Below are 20,760 nucleotides of genomic sequence, written 5' to 3'. Positions count from 1 at the left end.
AAGCCCTTCAGCCCCCGAGTGTCCCGGGCAAACCTGCCGTCACGTCCTGTTCACCCAAAGACTGCCGAGCATTCACCTAGTGGGCCAGGTTCGGGAAGGGCTGGGCCTTACTCTGTGAGCATGCGCGATCTATATCACGACGAACTCGACGACATCGGCAACTCGTTGGTGGCCATGACCTACCTCGCCGGTACGGCGATGGAGCGTGCCACCAATGCGCTGCTCGACGGCGACCTCAACGGGGCTGAGCGCGTCGTCAGCGATGACACGGCAATCGATGCCCTGCGCGCAGATCTCGAATCGCGGACCTTCCAGTTGCTGTCGCTTCAGCAACCTGTCGCGACGGATCTGCGGGTACTCGTGACCACGCTGCATCTGGTTGCCGATCTGGAGCGGATGGGCGACCTGGCGTTGCACGTGGCCAAGGTCGCACGGATGCGTTATCCCGATATCGCGGTTCCTACCGAGCTTCGCGACGTCATCTCGCAGATGGGCGAAGTCGCGCTGTCGCTGGTCGACAAGGTCGCCGAGGTGATCAAGGGCCGCGATGTCGAGCTGGCGAAGGCCATCGAGGCAGAAGATGACTCGATGGACGCCCTGCACCGCAAGTTGTTCACCCTGCTGCTGTCGGACAACTGGTCCCACGGCACCGAATCGGCCATCGACATGGCGCTGCTCGGGCGCTACTACGAGCGGTACGCCGATCACGCGGTCGGGGTTGCCCGCCGGGTCGTGTTCATCGCCACCGGCGAGATGCAGACGGGATCAGCAGCGCCGCGGCAGGCCAACAAGGAATCAACCTGAGCCGGTTTCGATAGACCGTTGTCGGGCAGTCCCGTCTGCCCGGCAACGGGAGAACCTACTTCTTGCCCTGGTTGGCGACAGCTTCGATCGCGGCCTTCGCGGCATCAGCGTCGAGGTATTCGCCGGGCTTGAGCGGCAGCAGCGTGGCGTCGTCCAGTTCGTAACGCAACGGAATGCCGGTTGGCACGTTCAGGTTCACGACTTCATCGCCGGAGAGCTTGTCCAGATGTTTGATCAACGCACGCAGGGAATTGCCGTGCGCGGCGATCAACACGACACCGTTTCTCAGGTCAGGCACGATCGCGTCGTACCAGTACGGAAGCAGGCGGTCGACCACGTCGGCCAGGCATTCGGTACGCGGGACTGACTCGAGCAGGTCGGCGTACCGGGGATCGCCCACCTGGCTGAACTCTGAATCAGCCTCGAGCGGCGGTGGCGGAACATCGTAGGAGCGCCGCCACAACATGAACTGCTCGTCGCCGAACTCAGCACGCACGGCCGCTTTGTCCTTACCCTGCAACGCCCCATAGTGGCGTTCGTTCAGCCGCCACGATCGGCGCACCGGTAGCCATTGCCGGTCGGCGGCGTCGAGAGCGATCTGGGCGGTTCTGATCGCCCGCCGTAGCAGGGAGGTGTGCACGACCTGTGGCAGCAGATCATGCTCGAGAAGCAGCTCACCGGCGCGCTTGCCCTCGGCCTCGCCGGCCGTTGTCAGATCCACATCGACCCAGCCGGTGAAGAGGTTCTTCTGGTTCCAGTCGCTCTCACCGTGTCGAAGCAGAATCAGCGTTGCACTCATGCGCGCAATCCTGCCAGACGCTCAGATTCAGCGGAGTTCGATCCAGGTCTGCGCGGCCACTCCCAGCAACTCGCCGTCCCCGCCGTAGAGACTGACGCGGGTCGAGGCCTTGCGCGCCTGCCAGCCGTCGCACTGCGCGACCACCACGCACGGCTCGCCATCGTTCGGGACGCGCAGAACTTGCGCGGTCATCCGGCCGAGGACAGCCCGCCGACCGGTTAGTCCGATCGACCAGCCGCCTGGGCAGTCCAGGGCTGCCCACACCAGAGCCACCGCGTCGAGCTCCGTTTCATCCGGTGTGAACGGTGCCGCGACCAGGCTCGGTTCGCCGGGCACCACGGCGCCGGCCCAGATCGCGAGCCCGTCCTGAGGGACTCGGTCGGTGCCACACACGAAGCAGGTCGGAAACGGATGCGCGCGGTAGCCGTCGTAGCGGGACATGGCATCGACCGCGGTTGCCAGATCCACCGCTGCTACCGGAATGAGCTCGGGCTCGCCGGTTGCCGCCACCATCGCGTCCGCGACGAGGTCGGTGCCGCGGAACGCCCGCAAGGCGGTTTCGCTCTGTTCGACGCGAAGCGGCACATCAAGGGGTGGCGGCAAGCGCAACGTGACGGTGACCGGCAGCGCCGCGGGCGGCCTGCTGGCGAAGCCGAACCGGGCCGCGATCAGGCCGGCGGTCACTCCGCCGTTACCTGAATCCGGCGGGCCGTTGAAGCGTGCCGGAATTTCGAGGTTAGCCAGTTCGATCATCAACCGAGACTAGCCAGATCCGGTCAAGAAGATGCGGGGTTTCGCTTCACAAAACCTTCGAAGGCAGCCAGGTTCGCCATCGATTCGCCGCGACGTTCGCGCCAGGCCCACTCCCGCCGTATCGAGGACCCGAAACCTAGTTCGAGAAGGGTGTTGAAAGAGTCGTCGGCGTTGTCGAGCACCGATCCGAGCAACGTGTCGATCGCCTCCGGCGTCACCGCGCTCAACGGCCAGCGCCCCGTGAGATAGATGTCGCCGACCTCGTCGATCGACCACGCCACCCCGAACATCCGGGAATTGTGCGAGAGCAGCCAGTGATAGACCTGCTCGGAGTTCTCGTCCGGCTTGCGCACCACGAACGCCTCGATGCTGAGACTGCTCGCGCCGACAATCAACCAGCACCCGGTCTTGAGGCGCCGTTGTCCTGGCAGGTTGGCGAAGAACCTGCCCGGGGTCGGCTCGGCGAAGTCGATCTCAGCGTCGGCGAGGGTCTCGCGAATGGTGTCGGCGACGGCAACCAGCTCGGCGGGTGAATGTGTCATCGGTCATCCGATCCGGTCGCCAGCAAAGCCGGAAATCCGGCAATGGCATCTCGGTAAGCGACGAGCAATCCGTCGGCGGTGTGTCGCCATGAAAAGCCCTCCGCATGCGTTCGGGCAGCGCGTCCGAACTCGGCGCGCTGAGCCGGCGCGCACAACAACTGCCCGATAGTGCTCGCCCAGTCCTCGGTGCGATGGTTGCCGATGAGGATGCCGGTTTCTCCGTTGCGCACGGCTGTTGACAGGCCGCCGACATCAGCTGCGACGACGGGGGTTCCGCAGGCCTGCGATTCAAGCGCTACCAGTCCGAAGGATTCGTTGTAGCTCGGTACCACGGTCAGGTCGGCCGCGCGGTAGAAATCGGCCAACCGCTCGCGGGAGGCGGGCGGCTCGAAACGAACCCGGTCGGCGATGCCTAGCTCCTTGGCCAGGGTCTGCAGCCCGTCCGGGTCGGCGAGACCGGTACCGCTGGGCGCTCCCACCACGAGGACTTCGAGCCGATCGGCCAGTTCGGGGAGCCTCTCCACGATGCGCGCCGCCGCCCTGATCAGCACGTCAGGCGCCTTCAACGGTTGCAGGCGGCCGACGAACAGCAGCACGAGCGCACCGTCTGCGACGCCCACTCGGGCCCGGGCATCCAGGACGCCAGCGCGACTGTGGTCGGCGGCAGGAACGTCATGAAGCTGGGAGTCCAGCGTTGCTGAGACCGGCGAGAAGACTTCGAGATCGACCCCAGGCGGGACGACACGCACCCGCGCCGGGTCGGCGCCATACCAATCGATCAGCTGCCGAGCCTCGGCATCGGTGTTGGCGATCAGCCGATCGGCTTCGGCAACCACCTGCTCCTCGCCGACGATCCTGGCGTATGGCTCGGGCGTGTCACCCTCGGCGAGCTGATCGTTCTTGGCCTTGGCGAGGGTGTGCGCGGTGTGCACCAACGGCACACCCCAGCGATCACGGGCCAGCCATCCCACCTGACCGGACAGCCAGTAATGGGAGTGAATCAGGTCGTACCAGCCTGGTTCCTGCTGTGCCTCGGCCCGAAGTACGGTTGCGGTAAAAGCACACAATTGGGCGGGTAGGTCCTGTTTGGACAGGCCCTCGAACGGCCCTGCGATGACATTGCGCACCGTCACGCCAGGTGCGACCTCGACCACTCGGGGCAGGTCAGACGACGTTGCCCGGGTGAAGATCTCAACCTCGACGTTCGACTCGGCCAGCCGCTTCGCGGTCTCGAGAATGTAGACGTTCATGCCGCCCGCATCGCCGCCACCCGGCTGCTCAAGGGGCGAGGTATGCACGCTTAGCGTCGCGACGCGGCGGGGCAGTGCCGGTATAGAAGCCCTTATGGAACCGTCGTGACGACTGGTCCGACCCATCGCTGCGGCGCCCCTTCTGACGAGTCCGGTGGCTGAACTGGTTGTTCAGGTACCACGATCCGACTATCCACTGTCTGACCATCAACCCGCCGAACCGGTATCGGGGGTTGAACACGGTACCGCCCCCGATCATGCCCCATCTTGGCGAATCAACGACAATCACCGACGTGAGGACACGAAGCCGAGGATTGGCAGTGGTAACCGGCGGCTCGAGCGGAATCGGTGCCGCCACGGCGCGCCGGCTGGCCGCAGAGGGCTTCGAGGTGTGGGCGGCAGCACGGCGGCCAGACCGGCTCGCCGACGTTGCCGGTTCGGATCCGAACATCCAGGCCGTCGAGCTGGACGTGACGTCGCCGGATTCGGTGGCCGAACTGGCGGCTCGAATTGCCCAGCGCGGTCCGAACCCTGCGGACGGCTCGCCCGGCGACGTCGCGTTGCTGGTCAACAACGCCGGTGGAGCCCTCGGGCTCGACCCGGTGGCGACCGCTGATCCGGACGACTGGCGAACGATGTACGAGACGAACGTCCTCGGTGCGATGCGAGTCACCCAGGCACTCCTTCCGGCACTCGAAACGGGTGACGGTGGCCATATCGTGCTCACCGGCTCGATCGCCGGATACGCGGTGTACGAGGGCGGCGCCGGGTATTCGGCAGCAAAGTACGGCGCCCGCGCGATGATGGAGACGCTGCGGCTGGAGTTGAACGGTCGGCCGATTCGGGTCTCCGAGGTTGCCCCCGGCATGGTGGCCACCGAGGAATTTTCGCTGGTGCGCTTCGGCGGCGACGCCGACCGAGCGGCTGCGGTGTACGCCGGCGTCGACAAACCCCTTACAGCTGAAGACGTTGCCGACGTCATCGCCTTCGTCGCCACTCGGCCGGCACATGTCAACATCGATTTGCTGGTCGTGAAGCCGCTTGCGCAGGCCGCGTCCTACAAAGTCGCCCGCAATCCTCACCCGTGACGTCCTGATGACCTCACCAGTTGCCATGATGCGCTCAGAACGAGCAGTTACGCAGGTGAGCTTCCGGGCCCAGCGTGATGCCGAACTTCGTTTCCACACCAGCACGAATCTCAGCCGCCAGCTCGAGCAATTCAGCGGTCGTTGCACCACCACGATTGGTCAACGCCAAGGTGTGCTTGGTCGAAACGGACACGGTGCCACGTCCGGAGTCGAGGCCGTAACCGCGCTCGAAACCGGCCTGTTCGATCAGCCACGCGGCGGAGAGCTTGGTCTTGCCGTCCGTTTCCCAGTGCGGGCAATCAGCGGCCGCAGCGGGCACTTCGTCCAGTAAAGGATTGACGAAAAACGATCCGACACTCCACGAATCATGATCTTCGGGATCGAGAATCATCCCTTTGGAACGGCGGAGTTCAACCACCGTCGCGCGCACCTTTTTCGCGGGCGCGTGCTGGCCCTGTTCGATGCCGAGCCGGCGCGCCAGTTCGAGATAGCGCACCGGACGTGACTGTTTCGAGGCCGCCAACTGCAGGCTGACGTCAAGGACGACGTACCGGTCGGTGTGCTTGAAACTCGAGGTCCGGAAGCCGAAGTGGCACTTTGCTGGTGACCACGGCTCGATGACCCGTCTCTTGCGGTCATAGACCGTGAGCGAGGTCAAAAGGTCTGACACGTCGGCCCCATAGGCGCCGACGTTTTGGACGGGCGTCGCACCGACCAGGCCCGGGATGCCGGACATCGTCTCGAGTCCGGACATGCCGTCGTCGATGGTCTGCGCGACCAACTCGTCCCACTCGACCCCGGCGGTCGCTCGGATCTCCCAGCCCTCGCGATTGTCGAACCGTTCGATCTTGTTGCTGGCTACCTTGATCACCAGCCCAGGCCAACCGTCGTCACCGACGACCAGATTCGAGCCGCCACCGACCAGCAGCACCGGTTCGTGATCACGATCGGCGGTCGCGATGAGTTCCACCAGCTGACTCGTCGTCGAGGCAATCTCGAACCGGGAGGCGGGGCCGCCAAGTCGCAGGGTCGTCAGCTCGGCGAGGGAGGTGGACACGCCTGATCACGCTACCCGGCGCAGTGACCGGATACCGGCGATCATGGGGTTCGGATCTGCGCTGGACGGCATCCCGCTACGGTTTTCCCGTGACGAGGTCGAGTCCATGAAGCAGCCACCGCCGGCGAAATTGCCCCGCTTGGCAGCGGGGCGCGCCCGGGCGCTCGGACTGCCCACCCGCGGCACGACCAACCCCAATCGGTTGCGGCGGATGGACAACTGGATCGCCACCCGGCTGCGCGAAACACTGCGTGCCGCGCCAGATCCGCTGGTCATCGATCTCGGTTATGGCGCGAGTCCGATAACGGCGGTTGAGCTCCGTTCTCGGCTGCTGGCGGTTCGTCCTGACATCGAGGTGCTCGGCCTCGAACTCGACCCGGCACGGGTGGCGGCCGCCAAGGGCGCCGAAGGACCCGGTCTCAGTTTCGCCGTCGGCGGCTTCGAGCTGGCTGGCCGGACGCCGTCGATAGTGCGTGCTGCCAACGTGCTACGCCAATACCCCGAAGACGCGGTCGCGCCGTCGTGGGCAGCAATGCAACGACAGCTCGCGCCAGGCGGCATGATCGTCGAGGGCACGTGCGACGAGATCGGCCGGCGGGGCAGTTGGGTTCTCTTGGACGCCGACCGGCCACTGAGCTTGACCTTGTGCTGCAAAGTCGATGCCATCTCGCGCCCGTCCGAGCTGGCCGAGCGGCTCGTCAAGGCCCTCATTCATCGAAACGTCACGGGCGAACCGATTCACGAGCTGCTCACCGCAATGGACGCAGCTTGGGACGTACACGCCCCACTGGCATCGTTCGGACCTCGTCAACGCTGGCAGGCCATGGCCCGGACGGTCGCAGAAAGCTGGCCGGTACTGGATCAACCCGCACGCCATCGGCTCGGCGAACTCACCGTTGCCTGGGACGCCGTCCGGCCGGTCGGTTAGCTATGAATCGCTCGGCGCCCGCAGCGAACTCGCTACTTGGGTTCCCGCGGGGCCGTCGATCGATCCGCAATCTGGCTGGATCGGTTGATGGGTCAAGCGGCTCGCACGATCGGTCACCTTGCTGCCACAATCTGCTGTCATGAGCCTGCACCTCGCGACAACACCGCAAGCGAACGAGTTCTTGGCCGACGACCCGTTGGCGCTGCTCGTTGGCATGCTGCTCGATCAACAGATCCCGATGGAGAAGGCGTTCACCTCGCCGCAAGTACTGGCCGAACGCCTGGGGGTGACCGCCCTGAACGCGGGCCAGATCGCCGACTACGACCCCGCGGAGTTCGAAGCGATCTTCCGGCAGGTGCCGGCCTTGCATCGCTTTCCGGCCGCGATGGCCAAGCGGGTTCAGGAACTGTGCCGCGGACTCGTCGAGATGTACGACGGCAACGCCGCCGCCGTCTGGACTACGGCCGCCACTGGCAGCGAACTGGTCGCGCGCATCGCGGGCCTTCCCGGCTTCGGCGCCCAGAAGGCCAAGATCTTCACCGCCTTGCTGGGTAAGCAGTTCGGGGTGCGGCCAACCGGCTGGCGGGCCGCGGCCGGTGCCTACGGCGAGGCGGGATCGTTTCGCTCGGTCGCCGACGTGACCGATGCCGGCAGCCTGGTCAAGGTCAGGACGTTCAAAAAGGAGCAGAAGGCGGCCGCTAAGGCCGTCTGATCCAGGCTGGCACCGACCCGCCGACCCGCCCACCCGCCGACCCGCCCACCCGCCCACCCGCCGCACCGCCGACCCGCCGACCCGCCGACCCGCCGACCCGCCGCACCGCCGACCCGCCCAGTAGTTCGATGCCCGCGAGCCTGCTTACCAGCGCACCCTTTAGGTACGGATTGCCGTCAGGTTTCGGGCAAAAGTCCCGTTTGTTACGGCATTTATCGGTGCACAGCAAATCTTAGGGTTGCCAATGAATACAGTTGCCGGAATACTGACCGCACATCGAGCTGAGCAACTTACCGCCGCTCGTGCGACGAGTTGCACGGCCTAGTCCGCACCGTGAATCACACAGGTAACCGACAAGAACCGACCACCTATACGCACTCGACAAGTGAGGGATCTGATGACTCCAAAGAAGTGGCACGTCCTAGCAGCAGGCGCCGCCGTCCTGCTGGTGGCGACCGGATGCAGCTCGTCTGCGAGCAAGCCCGACACTCCCGCTTCGGCCGGGAGTGGAGGCAGCACGGGCCAGTCGACCAAGGTGACCATCGCGATTCCCGCCAACTCAGCCGCCGCGTCGTTCATCCAACTCGCGGTGGCGGCCGGCCTGACCAGCAAGAACGGTCTGGACGTCTCGCTCAATACCTCGATCCCACCCGCGAACACGCCTGCGGCGCTGGTTTCGGGAAGCATCCAGGCGGCGGCACTGACATCGACGGCAACGCAGGCAAATGGTAAAGGCATTCCCGTTATCAACGTGGTGAATACCGGAACCCACGCGCCTTTCGTCATGCTCGGAGCGCCAGGCCTCAAGCAGATCAGCGATCTTGCCGGCAAGTCGGTCGTGACCAGCGCGCCAACGGATACGCCTGGAACCGAAACGCAACACATCCTGCAGAACGCCGGCATCGTCGACCAGGTGAAGATCATTCCAGTGGCCAGCGTCACCGGCAGATCTGCTTTGTTCAACAGCGGAAAGGCCGACGCGATCTACGAAGCCCTCAACCTGGCCCTGCAGGACGCGGCGAAGCGACCCGGATCGACCATCATCGGCGACAACCAATCGCTGCCTGACACACCAGCAGACGGCCTCTCGGTCACCAAGGCCTTCCTTGCCTCGAACCAGACGACGGTGATGGGCCTGGTGAAGGCGTGCATGCAGGCCTCGAACATGATGAAGAACCAACCCGCGACGGCGACGCCCTACCTCGAGAAGATCTACAACCTCAATGCTGATCAGGTAAAGCAATTCCTGGATCTTCAGGCGAAGATGCTGGTCGTGACTGGCCAACCAACTGAAGCCGCGTACGCCAACCAGGCGGACCTGTTCAACAAGCAGCCCAATCAGAAGATCCAGTGGACCGAAGCCAAGGTTGCCGCGTCCTGGGACACGACGCTGGCTGCCCAGGCCGACAAGGATCTCAACTTCAGCTAGCAACGCCGGCAAGGAAATCACCGTCGCTCCGATTGGGGCGACGGTGATTTCCATTGCGGTTGGGGATTTGCCCAGCTGAGTTGGAGCGTTAGGAGACGGCAGGCACGGGCACTCGCTGCAGATCGACGACGGCACAGCCGGTCGCCCAGGCGTCGACGGCCTCGTAGGCGAGTACCTCAGCAGGCCCGTCGGGCGCTGCTGCGCCCACCACCGCCCACGCACGGATCTCCTCCGCACCTGGCCCAGCTTCGGCCCAACCGACCGACGGTGGGTTCCACAGCGTGTCGCGGCGGCCATCCACGAGATCGGCAAGCAGGGCGCGATCCCATTCCGGACTCATCTTTCCGGCCTCAGCCATGCCCGGCCAATGCGAGAGGCCACCCGCGCCGATCAAGACCACTCGCTGGTCAACGGCTCGGAGCGTCTCGCCGAGTACGACGCCGAGGCGACGGCAGCTGTCGAGGCTCGGTAGCGGATCGACGAGGGTGTTGACGATCAAGGGAACGATCGGCAGATCTGCCGGCACCTGCATCAACTCCAACGGCACCATACTGCCGTGATCAAGCAACAATTCGTGGCTGAACGCGAGGTCGCGCCCGGCCGCGAGCGCCGCACGCAAGATCGTGTCGCCGAGCGAGCCATCGGTGGGAATCGTCCGCCGCGTCAAGCCCAACCAAGGTTCGATCGGCCCTTCGGACCGCTCACCGATGTGGATGCAGAATGGCGGAATCACCGAGAAGAAATTCGCGAAATGCTCTCCGGTCACCAGCACCACCACATCGGGATTCAGCGCCCGCAGCCGCTCGCCGGCACGACGGTACCCCTCGACGATCAACCGTTCGTGTACACCTGGATCGACTGCGTCCGGCCAGGCAACCATGCCGGGGGCATGGCTCACTGCAAATGATCCGACAATGCTCATCGAACTCTCTCTCCAATTGCTGGGGCGAGGGCTGCCCGGAAATCTGCCTGCTCGATTCCGAAGAAGCGACTCGCAGGTGCGAGGAGCAGCGGGTGAACCCCATAGCGGTAAAGGGCGAGAATGTCGCGCTCTTGCAGCCAACCGCGCTCATCCTCGGTGAGATCGAAGCGGCCGAGAATCTCGGTTGGCTGAGAGCGGAACTCGGCCACCTTCGCTGGGTCACGGTTGAGCTCGTAGAGCAATCGCTCAACGGCATGCAGGCTCATCCGGCACACGTCCCTTCTTGTTGCACGGCAGGCGGCTCGGTTGCGCCCCCTAGGTGTATACGTTATACATGTGCCCGAGGTGATAGACCATGACTCGGACAGAACCGGTCGACGAGATTCGCCAACTTCGGGCGAACGCTCGACTGGCCGGCCGATGACCAGCGCACGCGACCTGGACGGCAGGGTTGCCGTGGTTACGGGCGCGGGGTCGGGCATCGGTCAGGCGAGTGCGCTCCGCTTTGCCGAACGCGGCGCCGTGGTGATAGCTGTCGACGTGGACCAGACCGCCCTGGCCGAGACGTGCGAACAGGGATCGATCCGCGGCACATCGCGCCTGATCGCGACGCCTTGCGACGTCACCGCCGCGAACGCGGTCGCCGACCTGGCCTCGCGGGTGCTGGCCGAACGCGGCGCACCAGCCGTCCTGGTCAACGTCGTGGGCGGCGCGAAGCTGGCTGGGATCGAAGAGCTCGACCCAGTTCAGTGGGACGACCAACTCCGATTCAATCTCACCAGCACTTACCTGATGTGCCACGCCTTTCTGCCCGCGATGAGCACGTCGGGCTACGGCAGTGTCGTGAACACCTCGTCCGGTTTCGGCTTCATGCCAGCCGCCGGCCGGTCCGCGTATGCCGCGAGCAAGGCGGGCATCGTCGCCTTTTCCCGGGCGCTGGCCAGCGAGGTCGCCGGCGCGGGGGTCCGAGTCAACGTGGTGGCGCCGGGGCCGATCGAGACGGCCAGAATGCGCGAACTTACGCGTAATGACCCGCTGACCCAGGGCAAGCACAGCCAGGTACCGCTCGGCCGCTTGGGCCAGCCGGACGAAGTCGCTGCCGTGATCTCCTTCCTTGCCTCAGACGAGGCGTCCTACGTGTGCGGACAGGTCATCCACGTCAATGGCGGGGTGTACATGCCGTGACCGGGCAAGGCGCAACACCCGGCTTCGGAAGCGGCCGCAGTGCACTGCACGGGGCGAATTTAGTTGGCGCGGACCTCAGCGGGGCAGACCTGAGCGGTGCCGACCTGAGCGGTGCCGACCTGACTGGCGCAGACCTGAGCGGGGCGGACCTGAGCGGTGCCGACCTGAGTGGCGCAGCCCTCGGCGGCGCGAAACTTGCTCACGCCAGGCTTGTCGGGGCCGACCTGAGCGCGGCAGACCTCACGGCTGCAGTATTCGTCGATCCGGCGTATAGCGCGGACTACCTCGTGCAGGTTTTCCTATCCGGCCGCGAGGCGGCCGGCGTCAATCCCACTGCGGCCGACCTGCGCGATTGCGATCTGAACGGCGCAACGCTGATCGGTGCGGACCTGACCGGCCTGGAGCTCACCCGGACCTCGCTCGCCGGGGCCGACTTGCGGCACTGCAACCTCTCCGCTGCACTGATCTCCAGCCCGCGCGCGGTGGCGGCTCTGGGGGGTGCGCGGCTTGCGGGCGCCCGACTGCAACTCACCGTGCTCTTCTGCGCAGACCTGACCAGGGCTGACCTGTCCGATGCCCTGCTCCTCGACACCGAGTTCTACCTCGCAGACTTGCGCGAAGCCAATCTCTCACGAGCTCAGTTCATCGGAACGCTCCTACTCGAGGCCGACCTGCGAGGCGCCGACATCGAGGGCGCGCAGTTCGTACGCGCCGAACTGTCCGGGGTGCGCTGGCAGGGCAGCCGGGGGTCCGCCCTCAGCTGGGTGGGCACGCGTTGCCCGGACGGACTGCTGGCTACCGAACATGGCGGTTCCTGCTCCAACGTGCTGTCTGCTCCGGAGTCGTCCGCTCGAATTCGGCACCGAAGGGCCTAGAGCCGGAAGCTGCTCCCTGCTAGTGTATGCAGTACGCACTTCGGCGCTGAACCGCTGGAGCAGGCTTTGGCTCGCTGGCTTTGGCTCGCTGGCTGGCCGGTACGACAGAGGTTGGGCCGACGAGACTTTCCGAAGAGATAGTTCGACAGGAGATCCATGGATTCCGAACGAACGGCCGAGCGGGTCCGCGACCGCGACGCCCGTGAACAGGGTTACTACGAGACCGTCTTCTCCGGCCTGGCCGAACGACGGAAGCGCGCTCATGACGGTCGCATCGTGATCAAGGCATCAGATGCGAACTGGGAAGAGAATCGCCAGGGAAAGATTGGCTATTACCTTCACGAACTGGTCAAAGACTCTGCCCTGCAGGACTGGCGGGTCTTCGCGCACGAGATCCACACCCATTCTGGGCGACACACCCATCAGGGTGGCCTGGTCCTTTACGTTACAAAGGGTTCCGGCTACACAGTCGTCAACGGAGTCCGAGAGGACTGGTCGGCCGGCGACTTGATTGTCTTGCCCGTACTGCCTGGTGGCTGCGAACACCAACACTTCAACGAGGATCCAGACCAGGCGAGCGAATGGTTCGCCTTCATCTTCGTGCCGCTGCAGTACGCGACCGGAGCGCTCTTCGAGCAAAAGGAAAACAGCCCGAACTGGAAGGACGCCCGATGACCGCCGCTCCGCCCGCAACGCTCTGGGACTCGATCCTGCAGCGCAGTGCTGCCGAGCGCGAACGAGTCCGTGCCGGACGGTCCACCGTGACCCGGGCAGAACTCGAACCTGAAGTAACCCCGTTCGGAATCCTGCGATGGTACTTGCACAACGACCTTCAGAGTCCGGTCGCGCACGCGCTCTACTTCTGCGAGCTCGAGATACCTGCCGGATCACGCTCAGGGCAGCTTCGTCATCAGGGTGGCATCGTCCACCTCGTGGTGGAGGGCAGCGGCTTCACCCGGTTCGACGGGGTCGAGCACGAATGGGAGAAGAAGGACGTCATCGCGATACCGGTGCGGCCCGAAGGCGTGGTTTTCCAGCATGTGAACAACGGCACCGGTCCGGCCCGGCTCGTGATGTCCTGGCCCAACCTCGATTCGGCGCTAGGGCCCGAAGGCGGAGTTCTGATGGAGATTCTGGAGCCCGCCCCGGAATATTCGGCGGTCCACAATTACTGACACAGCATCAATCCCAGCCATAGCAGCCCGACCGGCGCCAGGACGCCCGGTCAGCGAAGTTGCCCTCGAGGTGCCCGACGCCCTGCTCGCACAGCTCGAGGTACTGCCGGGTGAGCTCGTAAAGGTTCGTTCTTATGTCGGCCGCGAGGTGTTCCTGCGGCCCGTCGCGCGCGCGTCCGACGATGGCACAGATGCGGCGCTGGTACGACTCGGTCGGCTGCTCTGGACCCAGCTGAAGATCAAGCCCGGCGATCGGCTGGACTTGATCCGCGAGCCCGCGCCCGGTGAGGCATCTGCAGTCAACATCCGACCGGCATTCCACCTCTCCCACCATCTGGGCGACCACGTCATCGAGTTCCTGCGTAAGGACGAAACCATCGTTTGGCCCGGGGCGAGGATCTTCGCACCGATCTTCGCCGGCGGCGCAGGCGTCATCGTCGCCGCCGAGGGCGGGGCACCAGAGCCGGTATTCGTCAGCCACCAAACCAGAATCGAGTTCCTGGAGCCCGACCCGGACATCGCCCGGCGCGGCATGACTTTCGCCGAGGTGGGCGGCCTGGATCTTGCGATTTCCCGCCTGCGGGACCTGATCGAGCTTCCCCTGTTACGACCGGCCCTTTATCACTCGCTGGGAGTGCGAGCCCCGAAGGGAGTCATCCTGCATGGGCCACCCGGCACCGGCAAGACCCTGCTCAGCCGGGCTGTTGCCGCCGAACTCGGCGCCAACGTCCTGAAGATGCCGGCCACCGAACTGGTCGGCACGTACTCAGGCGAGACCGAGGCCAACCTTCGCTCGCTGTTCAGCGAAGCCGCACACCATGCACCGACGTTGATCATCATCGACGAGATAGATGTGATCGCCACCAGTCGCGGCAGGTTGGCCTCTCAAGGCGACATTCGCGCCACCACCCAACTCCTCACCCTGATGGACGGACTGGACCAGGTGGACGGCGTTGTCGTGCTGGCCACGACGAATCGATTGGACGCGATCGACGAAGCCTTCCGACGACCCGGTCGCTTCGACGAGGAGCTGTACATCGGGCCGCCAGACCCGGCCGCGCGCCGCGAGATTCTGTCGGTGCACACCCGAGAAATGCCCCTGACCCGTGACGCGGAAACAGCGCTGGCCGAGGTCGCCGCGAACGCCACCGCGGGCTTCACCGGGGCTGATCTGATGCATCTGTCCCGCGAGGCGGGCCTGGCGGCCGCCCGCCGGCTGACCTCGGGCGGCAGCGGGGTCGAGATCGCCGAATCAGCAGCCGGCACCGAGATCTCCATCCTTGCCTCGGACGTACGCGCCGGTCTGGCGCGCGTCACCCCGAGCGCGATGAGGGGGCTCCCGGTCGCCGACGTCCAACTGAAGTGGGACGAATTCGACGGCCTTGTCGAGATAAAAGAGTCGCTGCTCGCGGCCGCCGACAACGCGCTCAGTCCCGGTTCGGGGCGCCGCGAGGGCATTTTGCTCACTGGCGCATCGGGTAACGGCAAGAGCGCGCTCGTTGCGGCGCTGGCCGAGCGCGCCGGAGCCAACCTCGTCGTGGTAGACGGCTCGACGATCTTCACCCAATGGCTCGGCGAGTCCGAGGCCGCGATCCGGTCCCTGTTCGGCAAGGCTCGCGACGTCGCACCCGCGGTCGTAGTGCTCGAACACCTGGACTCGGTGGCACCTCGCCGCGTAGCCGGCCATATCGAGAGCGCCAGCAGCCGTGTCCTATCGGCGCTCCTGTCGTCCGTGGACGACGCGCTGGCCCGCCCAGGGATTCTCGTCATCGGGGTCACCGACCGCAGCGACATCATCGACCCGGCCCTCACCCGCGCGGGTCGCCTGGGCCTGCACCTGCAGGTCGGAGTGCCCGACGAGTCGCGTCGGCGGCAGTTACTCTCTCGACTGCTCACTGGGCGGTCCGGAGTCGAACTCGAAGAACTGGTGGCTCAGACCGAGGGCGAGACAGCCGCCGAACTCGATCGTCGCGCCCGCAATCTGGCTGGACGTCAAAGTCCGCCTCAGCACACAACTCAGTGAGATCAACCGCGACCAGAAGGATGTTCCATGGAGCAGACAACGACAGCGACGTCGACCGCCGGCGAGGTATCAGGCATCGACGACGAGCGTTTGGTGCACAACTCCGTCTATCTGGATGAGAAGCTCTATGCCCACGAGCAGCGAAGCCTGCTCGGTCGGGTCTGGAACTTCGCCGGCCATGACTCCGATCTTCCCGAGCCCGGCGACTATCTGACGCTGCAGGTCGCCGGAAATCCCGTGCTCGTCATCCGCGACGAGGACGGCAAGGTCAATGGTTTCTACAACGTGTGTCGTCACCGTGGCGCGCAGGTGCTCGAGGGCTCGGGCCAGTGCGCGGTCATGCGCTGCCCGTACCACTGGTGGACCTATGACCTTTCCGGCGAACTCAAAGGCATTCCCGGCAGTCCGGCGTACGAGAACACCGGCTTCGTCAAAGAGAAGTTCGGCCTCGTCCCGATCCGGACCGAGTCGATCTTCGGTCTGCACTTCGTGTGCGTGGACGAGAAAGCACCGAGCCTGGTGGACTTTCTCGGACCTCGCATTGTCGAGGTACTCGGCACCCCGTTGGCAACGGTGCCGATGGAGGTCATCCACAAGCAGGAATGGACAGTGCCGATCAACTGGAAACTGGTCGCCGAGAACCAGCGCGATGGCTACCACGTGCCGTTCGTCCATCCGATCTTTCGTTCCGCGAGCCCGGCAAGTCCATACGAAATCGTGGACAACGGCCATGCTGTCCAGTGGACGAAGCTGGACTACGATCGGCTGCCGGAGGAGCTCAAGGGCGCAACCGACTTCGCGCTGCCCGGCTTCGAAGGCGGCGGTGGCTACATCATGACGCTCTTTCCCGATCTCATCTGCCAGGTCCGCAACAACTACTTCATGATCTCGAGCTCCGTTCCAGAGGGCGTCGACAGCACCGTGGTCACACGGCGAATCTTCGGCGTGGTCGGTGATGATGAGGCCAGGCGCAAGGTGCGGATGGCAGGCGCCGAAGCAACCGCCCTCGCCTCCTACGGCGATGAGGACGTGCCGGTGCTGCTGCGCCAACGCGTTGGTCTGGCGAACTGGACCGTGCCTTACAGCTTGATCGCGCGCGGCCAGCCTGCGACAGAGGGAACACGGGGCGATGACAACCGGCTTCGGCAGTGGTGGCAGTTCTGGCGCGACTACGTAGGCGCGAAGTCAAACGTGAGCCCATTCTGGGAGGCCTGACATGCGTATCGAGCTCGACACTCAGCTCTGCCAGGCCTACGGCAATTGCCTATTGGCCGCCCCCGACGTCTTCGAGCTGACCGACTCCACGCCGGTCGTCGTCCTGCTTCAGCAGAGTCCCGCTGAGGAGCTACGCGCCGAGGTCTCTGAAGCCGTCCTGAGCTGCCCGGTGCAGGCCCTGACCTTGATCGACCAATGACCAGCGATCTGCGCGACATCGTCGTCGTCGGCGCATCCTTGGCCGGGCTTCGCGCTGCTGAAACCCTGCGCAAACAGGGCTTTGCCGGCCGCCTGACCCTGATCGGCGAGGAAGTCCACCAGCCCTACGATCGACCGCCGCTGTCCAAGGCGTTTGCCGCTGGTGCCGTTCACCAGGAGCAGATTCAACTCAAGCAGTCAGCGAATCTGGCTGCGAACTGGCGGCTTGGGCGACGGGCGGTCAGCCTGGATCCTGAGCGACACGAGGTAAATCTCGACGACGGAGCGGCGGTCGGCTACGACGGCCTGGTCATCGCAACGGGCGCCGCACCGCGGCGGGTCGCTGGCATGCCCGAGCGTGCTAGTGGGCTGCACCTGCTGCGCACGCTCGACGACGCCTTGGCGTTACGGGCTGAACTCCGACCTGGCGCCAGAGTCGTCATCGTCGGCGGCGGGTTCATCGGCGCCGAACTGGCGTCGACCTGTCGCGACCTTGGCCTGGCTGTGACGGTGGTGACGCCATTGCCGATGATGGTCACCGCCCTGGGCCAACTGTCCTCTTCGGCCGCGAAGCGGGCCCGAGAACATGGCGTCGAACTTCTCGAGGGCGTTGGAGTATCCGGCTTGGACACCGAGACCGACACCGACACCGATCCTTCAACAGGTAGTGGCCGGGTGCGAGGCGTGCATCTCGACAACGGTGACTACCTTGGCGCCGACGTGGTGGTGATCGCGATCGGTGTGGTTCCGTCCACGCAGTGGCTCGCTGGTTCTGGGGTGGTGATCAATGGGGGCGTGGTGTGCGATGAAACGCTTGCCGTGCAGGGCATCGCCGATGTTGTAGCTGCCGGCGATGTTGCCAGCTGGCCGCACCCAGCGCTCGGGGGCGGTCTGTTGCGGCTGGAGCACTGGACGAATGCTGCCGAGCAAGCCTCAGCTGCGGGCGCGCGACTGCTGCACGGTTCTGGCCCGCGGTTCGCTCCAGTGCCGTCCTTCTGGAGTGACCAATTCGGCGTGCGCCTGCAAGGTGTGGGGTTACCAGGTCTGGCTGATGAGGTCACCGTCGTCGACGGTGATGCGTCCGGTGATCGGTTCCTGGCCGAATACCGCCGCGACGGCGACCTGATCGGGGCGATCTGTGCGGGCAGTGTCAAGGATCTCTTGCCCTACCGCAAGAAACTGGTGGCGGCGTTCGCCTGACGCTCAGGCGAACCGTTTGACAATCGCTTCCGAACGCGCGACGAGATCGAGATCGTAGGCGACCCCTGGCACGTAGAAGATCACGTAATTCGCTCCAGCATCAAGTGCCGCCTCGACGCTTGACGCGATCTCGTCCTCAGTGCCGACGATCGCCTGGGACGAGAACGACTCCCACGAGGCACGGCCGCGCGCCCTGGCGGTCGCCTTTTCAGGGTCCTCCCCCGCTTCGATCGGGAACACGTTCAAGCTCGTCGACTTGATGATCTCGTCGTAGTCACGGCCGAGCGCATCGCAATGCCCTTTAAGAATGGCCGCTTTCTCGCGGATCGTGTCCGGGTTGCCGCCCCCGATATTCGCGGCGTCGCCGTACTTTGCAACGAGCTTGAGCGTAACCTTCTCGCCGCCGCCACCTATCCACAACGACGGGTGCGGCTTGCGAACACCCTTCGGCTCATTAATGGGTTTGTCGACCTGGTAGTACTTACCGCTGAACTGGACCTCGTCCTCGGTCCAGAGTCGATAGATGATCTCGGTCGCCTCGCGGAAGGCTCCCATCCGGTCCTTCAACTCCGGCCATTCGTAGCCGTAGGCCTTCCACTCCTGCTCATACCAGCCCGCGCCGATGCCGGCATAAAGGCGTCCATTGCTGGCCACGTCGACCGTTGACGCCATTTTGGCGTAGAGGGCCGGGTTGCGGTAACCGTTGCAGCCCACCATCTGGCCGATATTCACGCGCTTGGTGTCACGCGCAAGAGCGGCAGTCGTAGTCCAGCATTCGAAGGTTGTCTCGGTGGAGGGCTTCGGGATCGTATGAAAGTGGTCATAGATCCAAATCGAATCCCAGGAGCCCTCGTCGGCTGCCTTGGCAACCGCTGTCATCGCTTCCCATTGTTCGACCGGATCGCCGATTCCGACGAGATCCATACGCCAGCCTTGCGGAACGAAGATGCCGAAAGATGTCATGCGAGGAGTCTGCTCCATCAATGTGCACGGTCGGCAACCCGGTCACAAATACGTCATGATGTGTTCATGCGAGATGTGGCGATCCGGGACTCCGATATCCGACTGGGGCAATTCCTCAAGCTAGCGGACGCGGTCGAGGTGGGTTCGGACGTGAAACTGTTGCTCGCAGCCGGTCAGGTTGAGGTCAACGGGGTAGCCGAGGCCCGCCGTGGCAGGCACTTGACCAAGGGCGATCTCGTGACCGTCAGCGGCGAGACGCTCCGAGTCAGCTGATCGTGACGTCGGCCGGTATCGCGCCGAGGGCCGCGATCAGGTCACTCCCGTCAACCGTGAAGGCAACACCGTGGCCGCCAGCACCGATGGAAACGGTGCGCCCAGCTACTCGCTCATCGGCGATCACCGGCCAGGCATTAGTCGAGCCGAACGGCGTGATCGTGCCCCGCTCATAACCTGTTACCTGTCTGGCTACCTCTTTGTCGGGCATCGACAGCCGACTTACTCCGAGCACGTTCCGCAATTTCGGCCACGAGATCGATCGGTCGCCCGGGACGAGCACGAACACGAAGTCGTCATCACCGCGTCTGATCACCAGGGTTTTGATGATGTCAGCTGCGTCTACGCCGCGGGCGGCCGCCGCTTCTGCGAGGCTGGCCACCTGGCCATGCCGGGTCAGCACAAATGCAAGCCCGGATGCCGTGATGGCCTCGATGGCAGTCTCCTCAGACACCCAAACCCCTCCTCGTCGGCTGCGTGATCGTCGGCTGCGTGATCGTCGGCTGCGTGATCTTCGGTCGCATGATCGGCAGCTATGGCCAGCGCCAGGCAAGCGAGCCGCCGCCTTTGCCTCGTACGCTCAACTCACCACTTAGCGTAACGGGAGGACATCATGGCTCGAGCCCTGCTGATCGTCGACGTTCAGCCAACGTTCTGCGAAGACGGCGAACTGCCAGTGACCGGCGGTAATGACGTGGCGTTCAGGATCGCGGAGTATGTCCTGGCACATCGGGGCGACTACGACCTGGTCGCCACCAGCCAGGATTGGCACATAGATGCGCCCGATCACTTTTCATCGCAGCCGAATTTCGTCGACACCTGGCCGCCGCACGGGCTGGCGGACTCCCCCAACGCCGCGTTACACCCTGCTCTCGTCGCCGCCCTGGGCGAGACGGGAAGCGATGTCTCGATCAAGAAAGGTCAGTATGCGGCGGCATATTCTGCCTTCGAAGGGACGGACGACGCGGGCCAGGACCTCGCCACGGCGCTCCGCGCGGCCGGCACGGACCTGCTGGATATCTGCGGCATCGCCGAGTCGCATTGTGTTCGGGCCAGCTCACTCGACGCATTGGGGGCCGGATTCAGCGTGCGGCTACTGACTGATCTCACGGTGCCGGTCACGGTCGAGTCCGGTGCCGCGGCTCGGGAAGAGATCGCTGCGGCAGGCGGACAACTTGTCAGCAGCTGAACAAACGAACGCGGCAAGCAGGAAGATTGCCGACACTCAGCCGGGGGAACTGGGTCGGATGGTCCTGCTTGCCGTCGGTTCGTAACTACCCGCGAAGAGCGGGCATACATCTATAGTGACGCGTGGATCTGTCCCTGTCTAGCCCGATATTAGGTCTAGACAGACTGTGGAATGAATTCG

The 20,760-nt window shown here is 64.7% G+C and carries 24 protein-coding genes; 15 read left to right on the top strand and 9 right to left on the bottom strand.

Annotated features, from left to right (window positions below; all coding sequences use genetic code 11):
• Positions 1-120: 120 nt before the first annotated feature.
• Entirely contained in the window at positions 121-804 is a 684-nt protein-coding gene (gene phoU, locus ACSMXN_RS01715; RefSeq protein WP_022913545.1) for a phosphate signaling complex protein PhoU, read from the top strand.
• A 55-nt stretch (positions 805-859) separates the two neighbouring features.
• Here the strand turns inward: phoU and ACSMXN_RS01710 are convergent, their stop codons facing one another.
• From ACSMXN_RS01710 to mshA, 4 genes are read right to left on the bottom strand one after another with little or no spacing between them, the layout of a single operon-like run.
• Entirely contained in the window at positions 860-1,603 is a 744-nt protein-coding gene (locus ACSMXN_RS01710) for a phosphoglyceromutase (protein WP_022913544.1), read from the bottom strand.
• A 27-nt stretch (positions 1,604-1,630) separates the two neighbouring features.
• Entirely contained in the window at positions 1,631-2,356 is a 726-nt protein-coding gene (locus ACSMXN_RS01705) for a hypothetical protein (RefSeq protein ID WP_022913543.1), read from the bottom strand.
• A gap of 23 nt (positions 2,357-2,379) precedes the next feature.
• Positions 2,380-2,898 (bottom strand): type III secretion system chaperone family protein, encoded by a 519-nt coding sequence (locus ACSMXN_RS01700; RefSeq protein WP_022913542.1) that lies wholly within the window; start codon positions 2,896-2,898, stop codon positions 2,380-2,382.
• Positions 2,895-4,274: a D-inositol-3-phosphate glycosyltransferase gene (gene mshA / locus ACSMXN_RS01695; RefSeq protein ID WP_081649133.1), complete on the bottom strand. Its 1,380-nt coding sequence runs from the start codon at positions 4,272-4,274 to the stop codon at positions 2,895-2,897. Before mshA ends, ACSMXN_RS01700 begins: the two co-directional genes overlap by 4 nt.
• Before the next feature lie 167 nt (positions 4,275-4,441).
• Between mshA and ACSMXN_RS01690 the strand changes: the two genes are divergently transcribed.
• Positions 4,442-5,236 carry an SDR family oxidoreductase gene (locus tag ACSMXN_RS01690; RefSeq protein WP_455407676.1) on the top strand — a complete coding sequence of 265 codons (795 nt, stop codon included), beginning with the start codon at positions 4,442-4,444 and terminating at the stop codon, positions 5,234-5,236.
• A 34-nt stretch (positions 5,237-5,270) separates the two neighbouring features.
• On the opposite strand, the gene ACSMXN_RS01685 is transcribed toward ACSMXN_RS01690, so the two are convergent.
• Complete coding sequence (locus ACSMXN_RS01685; protein ID WP_022913538.1) at positions 5,271-6,293, bottom strand: UDP-N-acetylmuramate dehydrogenase; 1,023 nt, start codon at positions 6,291-6,293, stop codon at positions 5,271-5,273.
• Positions 6,294-6,399: 106 nt separating this feature from the next.
• On the opposite strand from ACSMXN_RS01685, the gene ACSMXN_RS01680 reads away from it, so the two are divergent.
• The 3 genes from ACSMXN_RS01680 to ACSMXN_RS01670 all read left to right on the top strand — a co-directional run bounded on the left by ACSMXN_RS01680 (position 6,400) and on the right by ACSMXN_RS01670 (position 9,362).
• Positions 6,400-7,221, top strand: a complete 822-nt coding sequence (locus ACSMXN_RS01680; protein WP_196811311.1) for a class I SAM-dependent methyltransferase — start codon at positions 6,400-6,402, stop codon at positions 7,219-7,221.
• Positions 7,222-7,360: 139 nt separating this feature from the next.
• On the top strand, positions 7,361-7,933 hold the full coding sequence (locus ACSMXN_RS01675) for an HhH-GPD-type base excision DNA repair protein (protein ID WP_022913535.1): 573 nt from the start codon (positions 7,361-7,363) through the stop codon (positions 7,931-7,933).
• Between the two features lie 397 nt (positions 7,934-8,330).
• Positions 8,331-9,362, top strand: coding sequence for an ABC transporter substrate-binding protein (locus ACSMXN_RS01670; RefSeq protein WP_022915972.1), 1,032 nt, complete (start codon positions 8,331-8,333; stop codon positions 9,360-9,362).
• Positions 9,363-9,450: 88 nt separating this feature from the next.
• On the opposite strand, the gene ACSMXN_RS01665 is transcribed toward ACSMXN_RS01670, so the two are convergent.
• Together ACSMXN_RS01665 and ACSMXN_RS01660 are read right to left on the bottom strand one after the other, a co-directional pair.
• The gene (locus ACSMXN_RS01665; protein ID WP_081649402.1) at positions 9,451-10,284 is read right to left on the bottom strand and encodes a DODA-type extradiol aromatic ring-opening family dioxygenase; all 834 of its coding nucleotides are present in this window, start codon (positions 10,282-10,284) and stop codon (positions 9,451-9,453) included.
• Complete coding sequence (locus ACSMXN_RS01660) at positions 10,281-10,550, bottom strand: Aromatic-ring-opening dioxygenase LigAB, LigA subunit (protein WP_022915970.1); 270 nt, start codon at positions 10,548-10,550, stop codon at positions 10,281-10,283. The genes ACSMXN_RS01665 and ACSMXN_RS01660 overlap by 4 nt, the downstream gene beginning before the upstream one ends.
• Positions 10,551-10,704: 154 nt before the next feature.
• Here ACSMXN_RS01660 and ACSMXN_RS01655 point away from each other — a divergent pair, with 154 nt between their 5' ends.
• The 8 genes from ACSMXN_RS01655 to ACSMXN_RS01620 all read left to right on the top strand — a co-directional run bounded on the left by ACSMXN_RS01655 (position 10,705) and on the right by ACSMXN_RS01620 (position 18,155).
• Entirely contained in the window at positions 10,705-11,469 is a 765-nt protein-coding gene (locus tag ACSMXN_RS01655) for an SDR family oxidoreductase (protein ID WP_022915969.1), read from the top strand.
• A complete protein-coding gene (locus tag ACSMXN_RS01650) occupies positions 11,466-12,344 on the top strand; it encodes a pentapeptide repeat-containing protein (protein WP_022915968.1) in 879 nt (292 codons plus the stop codon). The genes ACSMXN_RS01655 and ACSMXN_RS01650 overlap by 4 nt, the downstream gene beginning before the upstream one ends.
• A 156-nt stretch (positions 12,345-12,500) precedes the next feature.
• A complete protein-coding gene (locus ACSMXN_RS01645) occupies positions 12,501-13,019 on the top strand; it encodes a cupin domain-containing protein (protein ID WP_022915967.1) in 519 nt (172 codons plus the stop codon).
• A complete protein-coding gene (locus tag ACSMXN_RS01640) occupies positions 13,016-13,519 on the top strand; it encodes a cupin domain-containing protein (RefSeq protein WP_022915966.1) in 504 nt (167 codons plus the stop codon). The genes ACSMXN_RS01645 and ACSMXN_RS01640 overlap by 4 nt, the downstream gene beginning before the upstream one ends.
• A 70-nt stretch (positions 13,520-13,589) precedes the next feature.
• Positions 13,590-15,542, top strand: coding sequence for an AAA family ATPase (locus ACSMXN_RS01635; RefSeq protein WP_022915965.1), 1,953 nt, complete (start codon positions 13,590-13,592; stop codon positions 15,540-15,542).
• Positions 15,543-15,569: 27 nt separating this feature from the next.
• Entirely contained in the window at positions 15,570-16,757 is a 1,188-nt protein-coding gene (locus tag ACSMXN_RS01630; protein WP_022915964.1) for an aromatic ring-hydroxylating oxygenase subunit alpha, read from the top strand.
• A 1-nt stretch (position 16,758) separates the two neighbouring features.
• Positions 16,759-16,956 carry a ferredoxin gene (locus tag ACSMXN_RS01625; protein WP_022915963.1) on the top strand — a complete coding sequence of 66 codons (198 nt, stop codon included), beginning with the start codon at positions 16,759-16,761 and terminating at the stop codon, positions 16,954-16,956.
• The gene (locus tag ACSMXN_RS01620) at positions 16,953-18,155 is read left to right on the top strand and encodes an FAD-dependent oxidoreductase (protein WP_022915962.1); all 1,203 of its coding nucleotides are present in this window, start codon (positions 16,953-16,955) and stop codon (positions 18,153-18,155) included. Before ACSMXN_RS01625 ends, ACSMXN_RS01620 begins: the two co-directional genes overlap by 4 nt.
• Positions 18,156-18,158: 3 nt before the next feature.
• Here ACSMXN_RS01620 and ACSMXN_RS01615 read toward each other — a convergent pair whose 3' ends face one another.
• Positions 18,159-19,118, bottom strand: coding sequence for an LLM class F420-dependent oxidoreductase (locus tag ACSMXN_RS01615; RefSeq protein ID WP_022915961.1), 960 nt, complete (start codon positions 19,116-19,118; stop codon positions 18,159-18,161).
• A 66-nt stretch (positions 19,119-19,184) separates the two neighbouring features.
• Between ACSMXN_RS01615 and ACSMXN_RS01610 the strand changes: the two genes are divergently transcribed.
• Complete coding sequence (locus tag ACSMXN_RS01610) at positions 19,185-19,391, top strand: RNA-binding S4 domain-containing protein (RefSeq protein ID WP_022915960.1); 207 nt, start codon at positions 19,185-19,187, stop codon at positions 19,389-19,391.
• Here the strand turns inward: ACSMXN_RS01610 and ACSMXN_RS01605 are convergent.
• On the bottom strand, positions 19,384-19,845 hold the full coding sequence (locus ACSMXN_RS01605) for a YbaK/EbsC family protein (RefSeq protein WP_022915959.1): 462 nt from the start codon (positions 19,843-19,845) through the stop codon (positions 19,384-19,386). The two genes, ACSMXN_RS01610 and ACSMXN_RS01605, sit on opposite strands and share 8 nt — an antisense overlap.
• A gap of 159 nt (positions 19,846-20,004) precedes the next feature.
• Between ACSMXN_RS01605 and ACSMXN_RS01600 the strand changes: the two genes are divergently transcribed.
• On the top strand, positions 20,005-20,580 hold the full coding sequence (locus tag ACSMXN_RS01600) for an isochorismatase family protein (RefSeq protein ID WP_022915958.1): 576 nt from the start codon (positions 20,005-20,007) through the stop codon (positions 20,578-20,580).
• Positions 20,581-20,760: the final 180 nt, after the last annotated feature.

This window comes from Parajatrophihabitans canadensis, assembly GCF_053764775.1.
Note: the sequence above shows the minus strand (reverse complement) of the source record. Positions and strands in the feature narration are given on the sequence as shown.

What these genes read in the sequence shown, in the direction of transcription:
- phoU (WP_022913545.1), top strand. Translation starts at nt 121, where the DNA reads ATGCGCGATCTATATCACGACGAACTCGACGACATCGGCAACTCGTTG.
- ACSMXN_RS01710 (WP_022913544.1), bottom strand. Translation starts at nt 1,603, where the DNA reads ATGAGTGCAACGCTGATTCTGCTTCGACACGGTGAGAGCGACTGGAAC.
- ACSMXN_RS01705 (WP_022913543.1), bottom strand. Translation starts at nt 2,356, where the DNA reads ATGATCGAACTGGCTAACCTCGAAATTCCGGCACGCTTCAACGGCCCG.
- ACSMXN_RS01700 (WP_022913542.1), bottom strand. Translation starts at nt 2,898, where the DNA reads ATGACACATTCACCCGCCGAGCTGGTTGCCGTCGCCGACACCATTCGC.
- mshA (WP_081649133.1), bottom strand. Translation starts at nt 4,274, where the DNA reads ATGGGTCGGACCAGTCGTCACGACGGTTCCATAAGGGCTTCTATACCG.
- ACSMXN_RS01680 (WP_196811311.1), top strand. Translation starts at nt 6,400, where the DNA reads ATGAAGCAGCCACCGCCGGCGAAATTGCCCCGCTTGGCAGCGGGGCGC.
- ACSMXN_RS01675 (WP_022913535.1), top strand. Translation starts at nt 7,361, where the DNA reads ATGAGCCTGCACCTCGCGACAACACCGCAAGCGAACGAGTTCTTGGCC.
- ACSMXN_RS01670 (WP_022915972.1), top strand. Translation starts at nt 8,331, where the DNA reads ATGACTCCAAAGAAGTGGCACGTCCTAGCAGCAGGCGCCGCCGTCCTG.
- ACSMXN_RS01665 (WP_081649402.1), bottom strand. Translation starts at nt 10,284, where the DNA reads ATGAGCATTGTCGGATCATTTGCAGTGAGCCATGCCCCCGGCATGGTT.
- ACSMXN_RS01660 (WP_022915970.1), bottom strand. Translation starts at nt 10,550, where the DNA reads ATGAGCCTGCATGCCGTTGAGCGATTGCTCTACGAGCTCAACCGTGAC.
- ACSMXN_RS01655 (WP_022915969.1), top strand. Translation starts at nt 10,705, where the DNA reads ATGACCAGCGCACGCGACCTGGACGGCAGGGTTGCCGTGGTTACGGGC.
- ACSMXN_RS01645 (WP_022915967.1), top strand. Translation starts at nt 12,501, where the DNA reads ATGGATTCCGAACGAACGGCCGAGCGGGTCCGCGACCGCGACGCCCGT.
- ACSMXN_RS01640 (WP_022915966.1), top strand. Translation starts at nt 13,016, where the DNA reads ATGACCGCCGCTCCGCCCGCAACGCTCTGGGACTCGATCCTGCAGCGC.
- ACSMXN_RS01630 (WP_022915964.1), top strand. Translation starts at nt 15,570, where the DNA reads ATGGAGCAGACAACGACAGCGACGTCGACCGCCGGCGAGGTATCAGGC.
- ACSMXN_RS01625 (WP_022915963.1), top strand. Translation starts at nt 16,759, where the DNA reads ATGCGTATCGAGCTCGACACTCAGCTCTGCCAGGCCTACGGCAATTGC.
- ACSMXN_RS01620 (WP_022915962.1), top strand. Translation starts at nt 16,953, where the DNA reads ATGACCAGCGATCTGCGCGACATCGTCGTCGTCGGCGCATCCTTGGCC.
- ACSMXN_RS01615 (WP_022915961.1), bottom strand. Translation starts at nt 19,118, where the DNA reads ATGACATCTTTCGGCATCTTCGTTCCGCAAGGCTGGCGTATGGATCTC.
- ACSMXN_RS01610 (WP_022915960.1), top strand. Translation starts at nt 19,185, where the DNA reads ATGCGAGATGTGGCGATCCGGGACTCCGATATCCGACTGGGGCAATTC.
- ACSMXN_RS01600 (WP_022915958.1), top strand. Translation starts at nt 20,005, where the DNA reads ATGGCTCGAGCCCTGCTGATCGTCGACGTTCAGCCAACGTTCTGCGAA.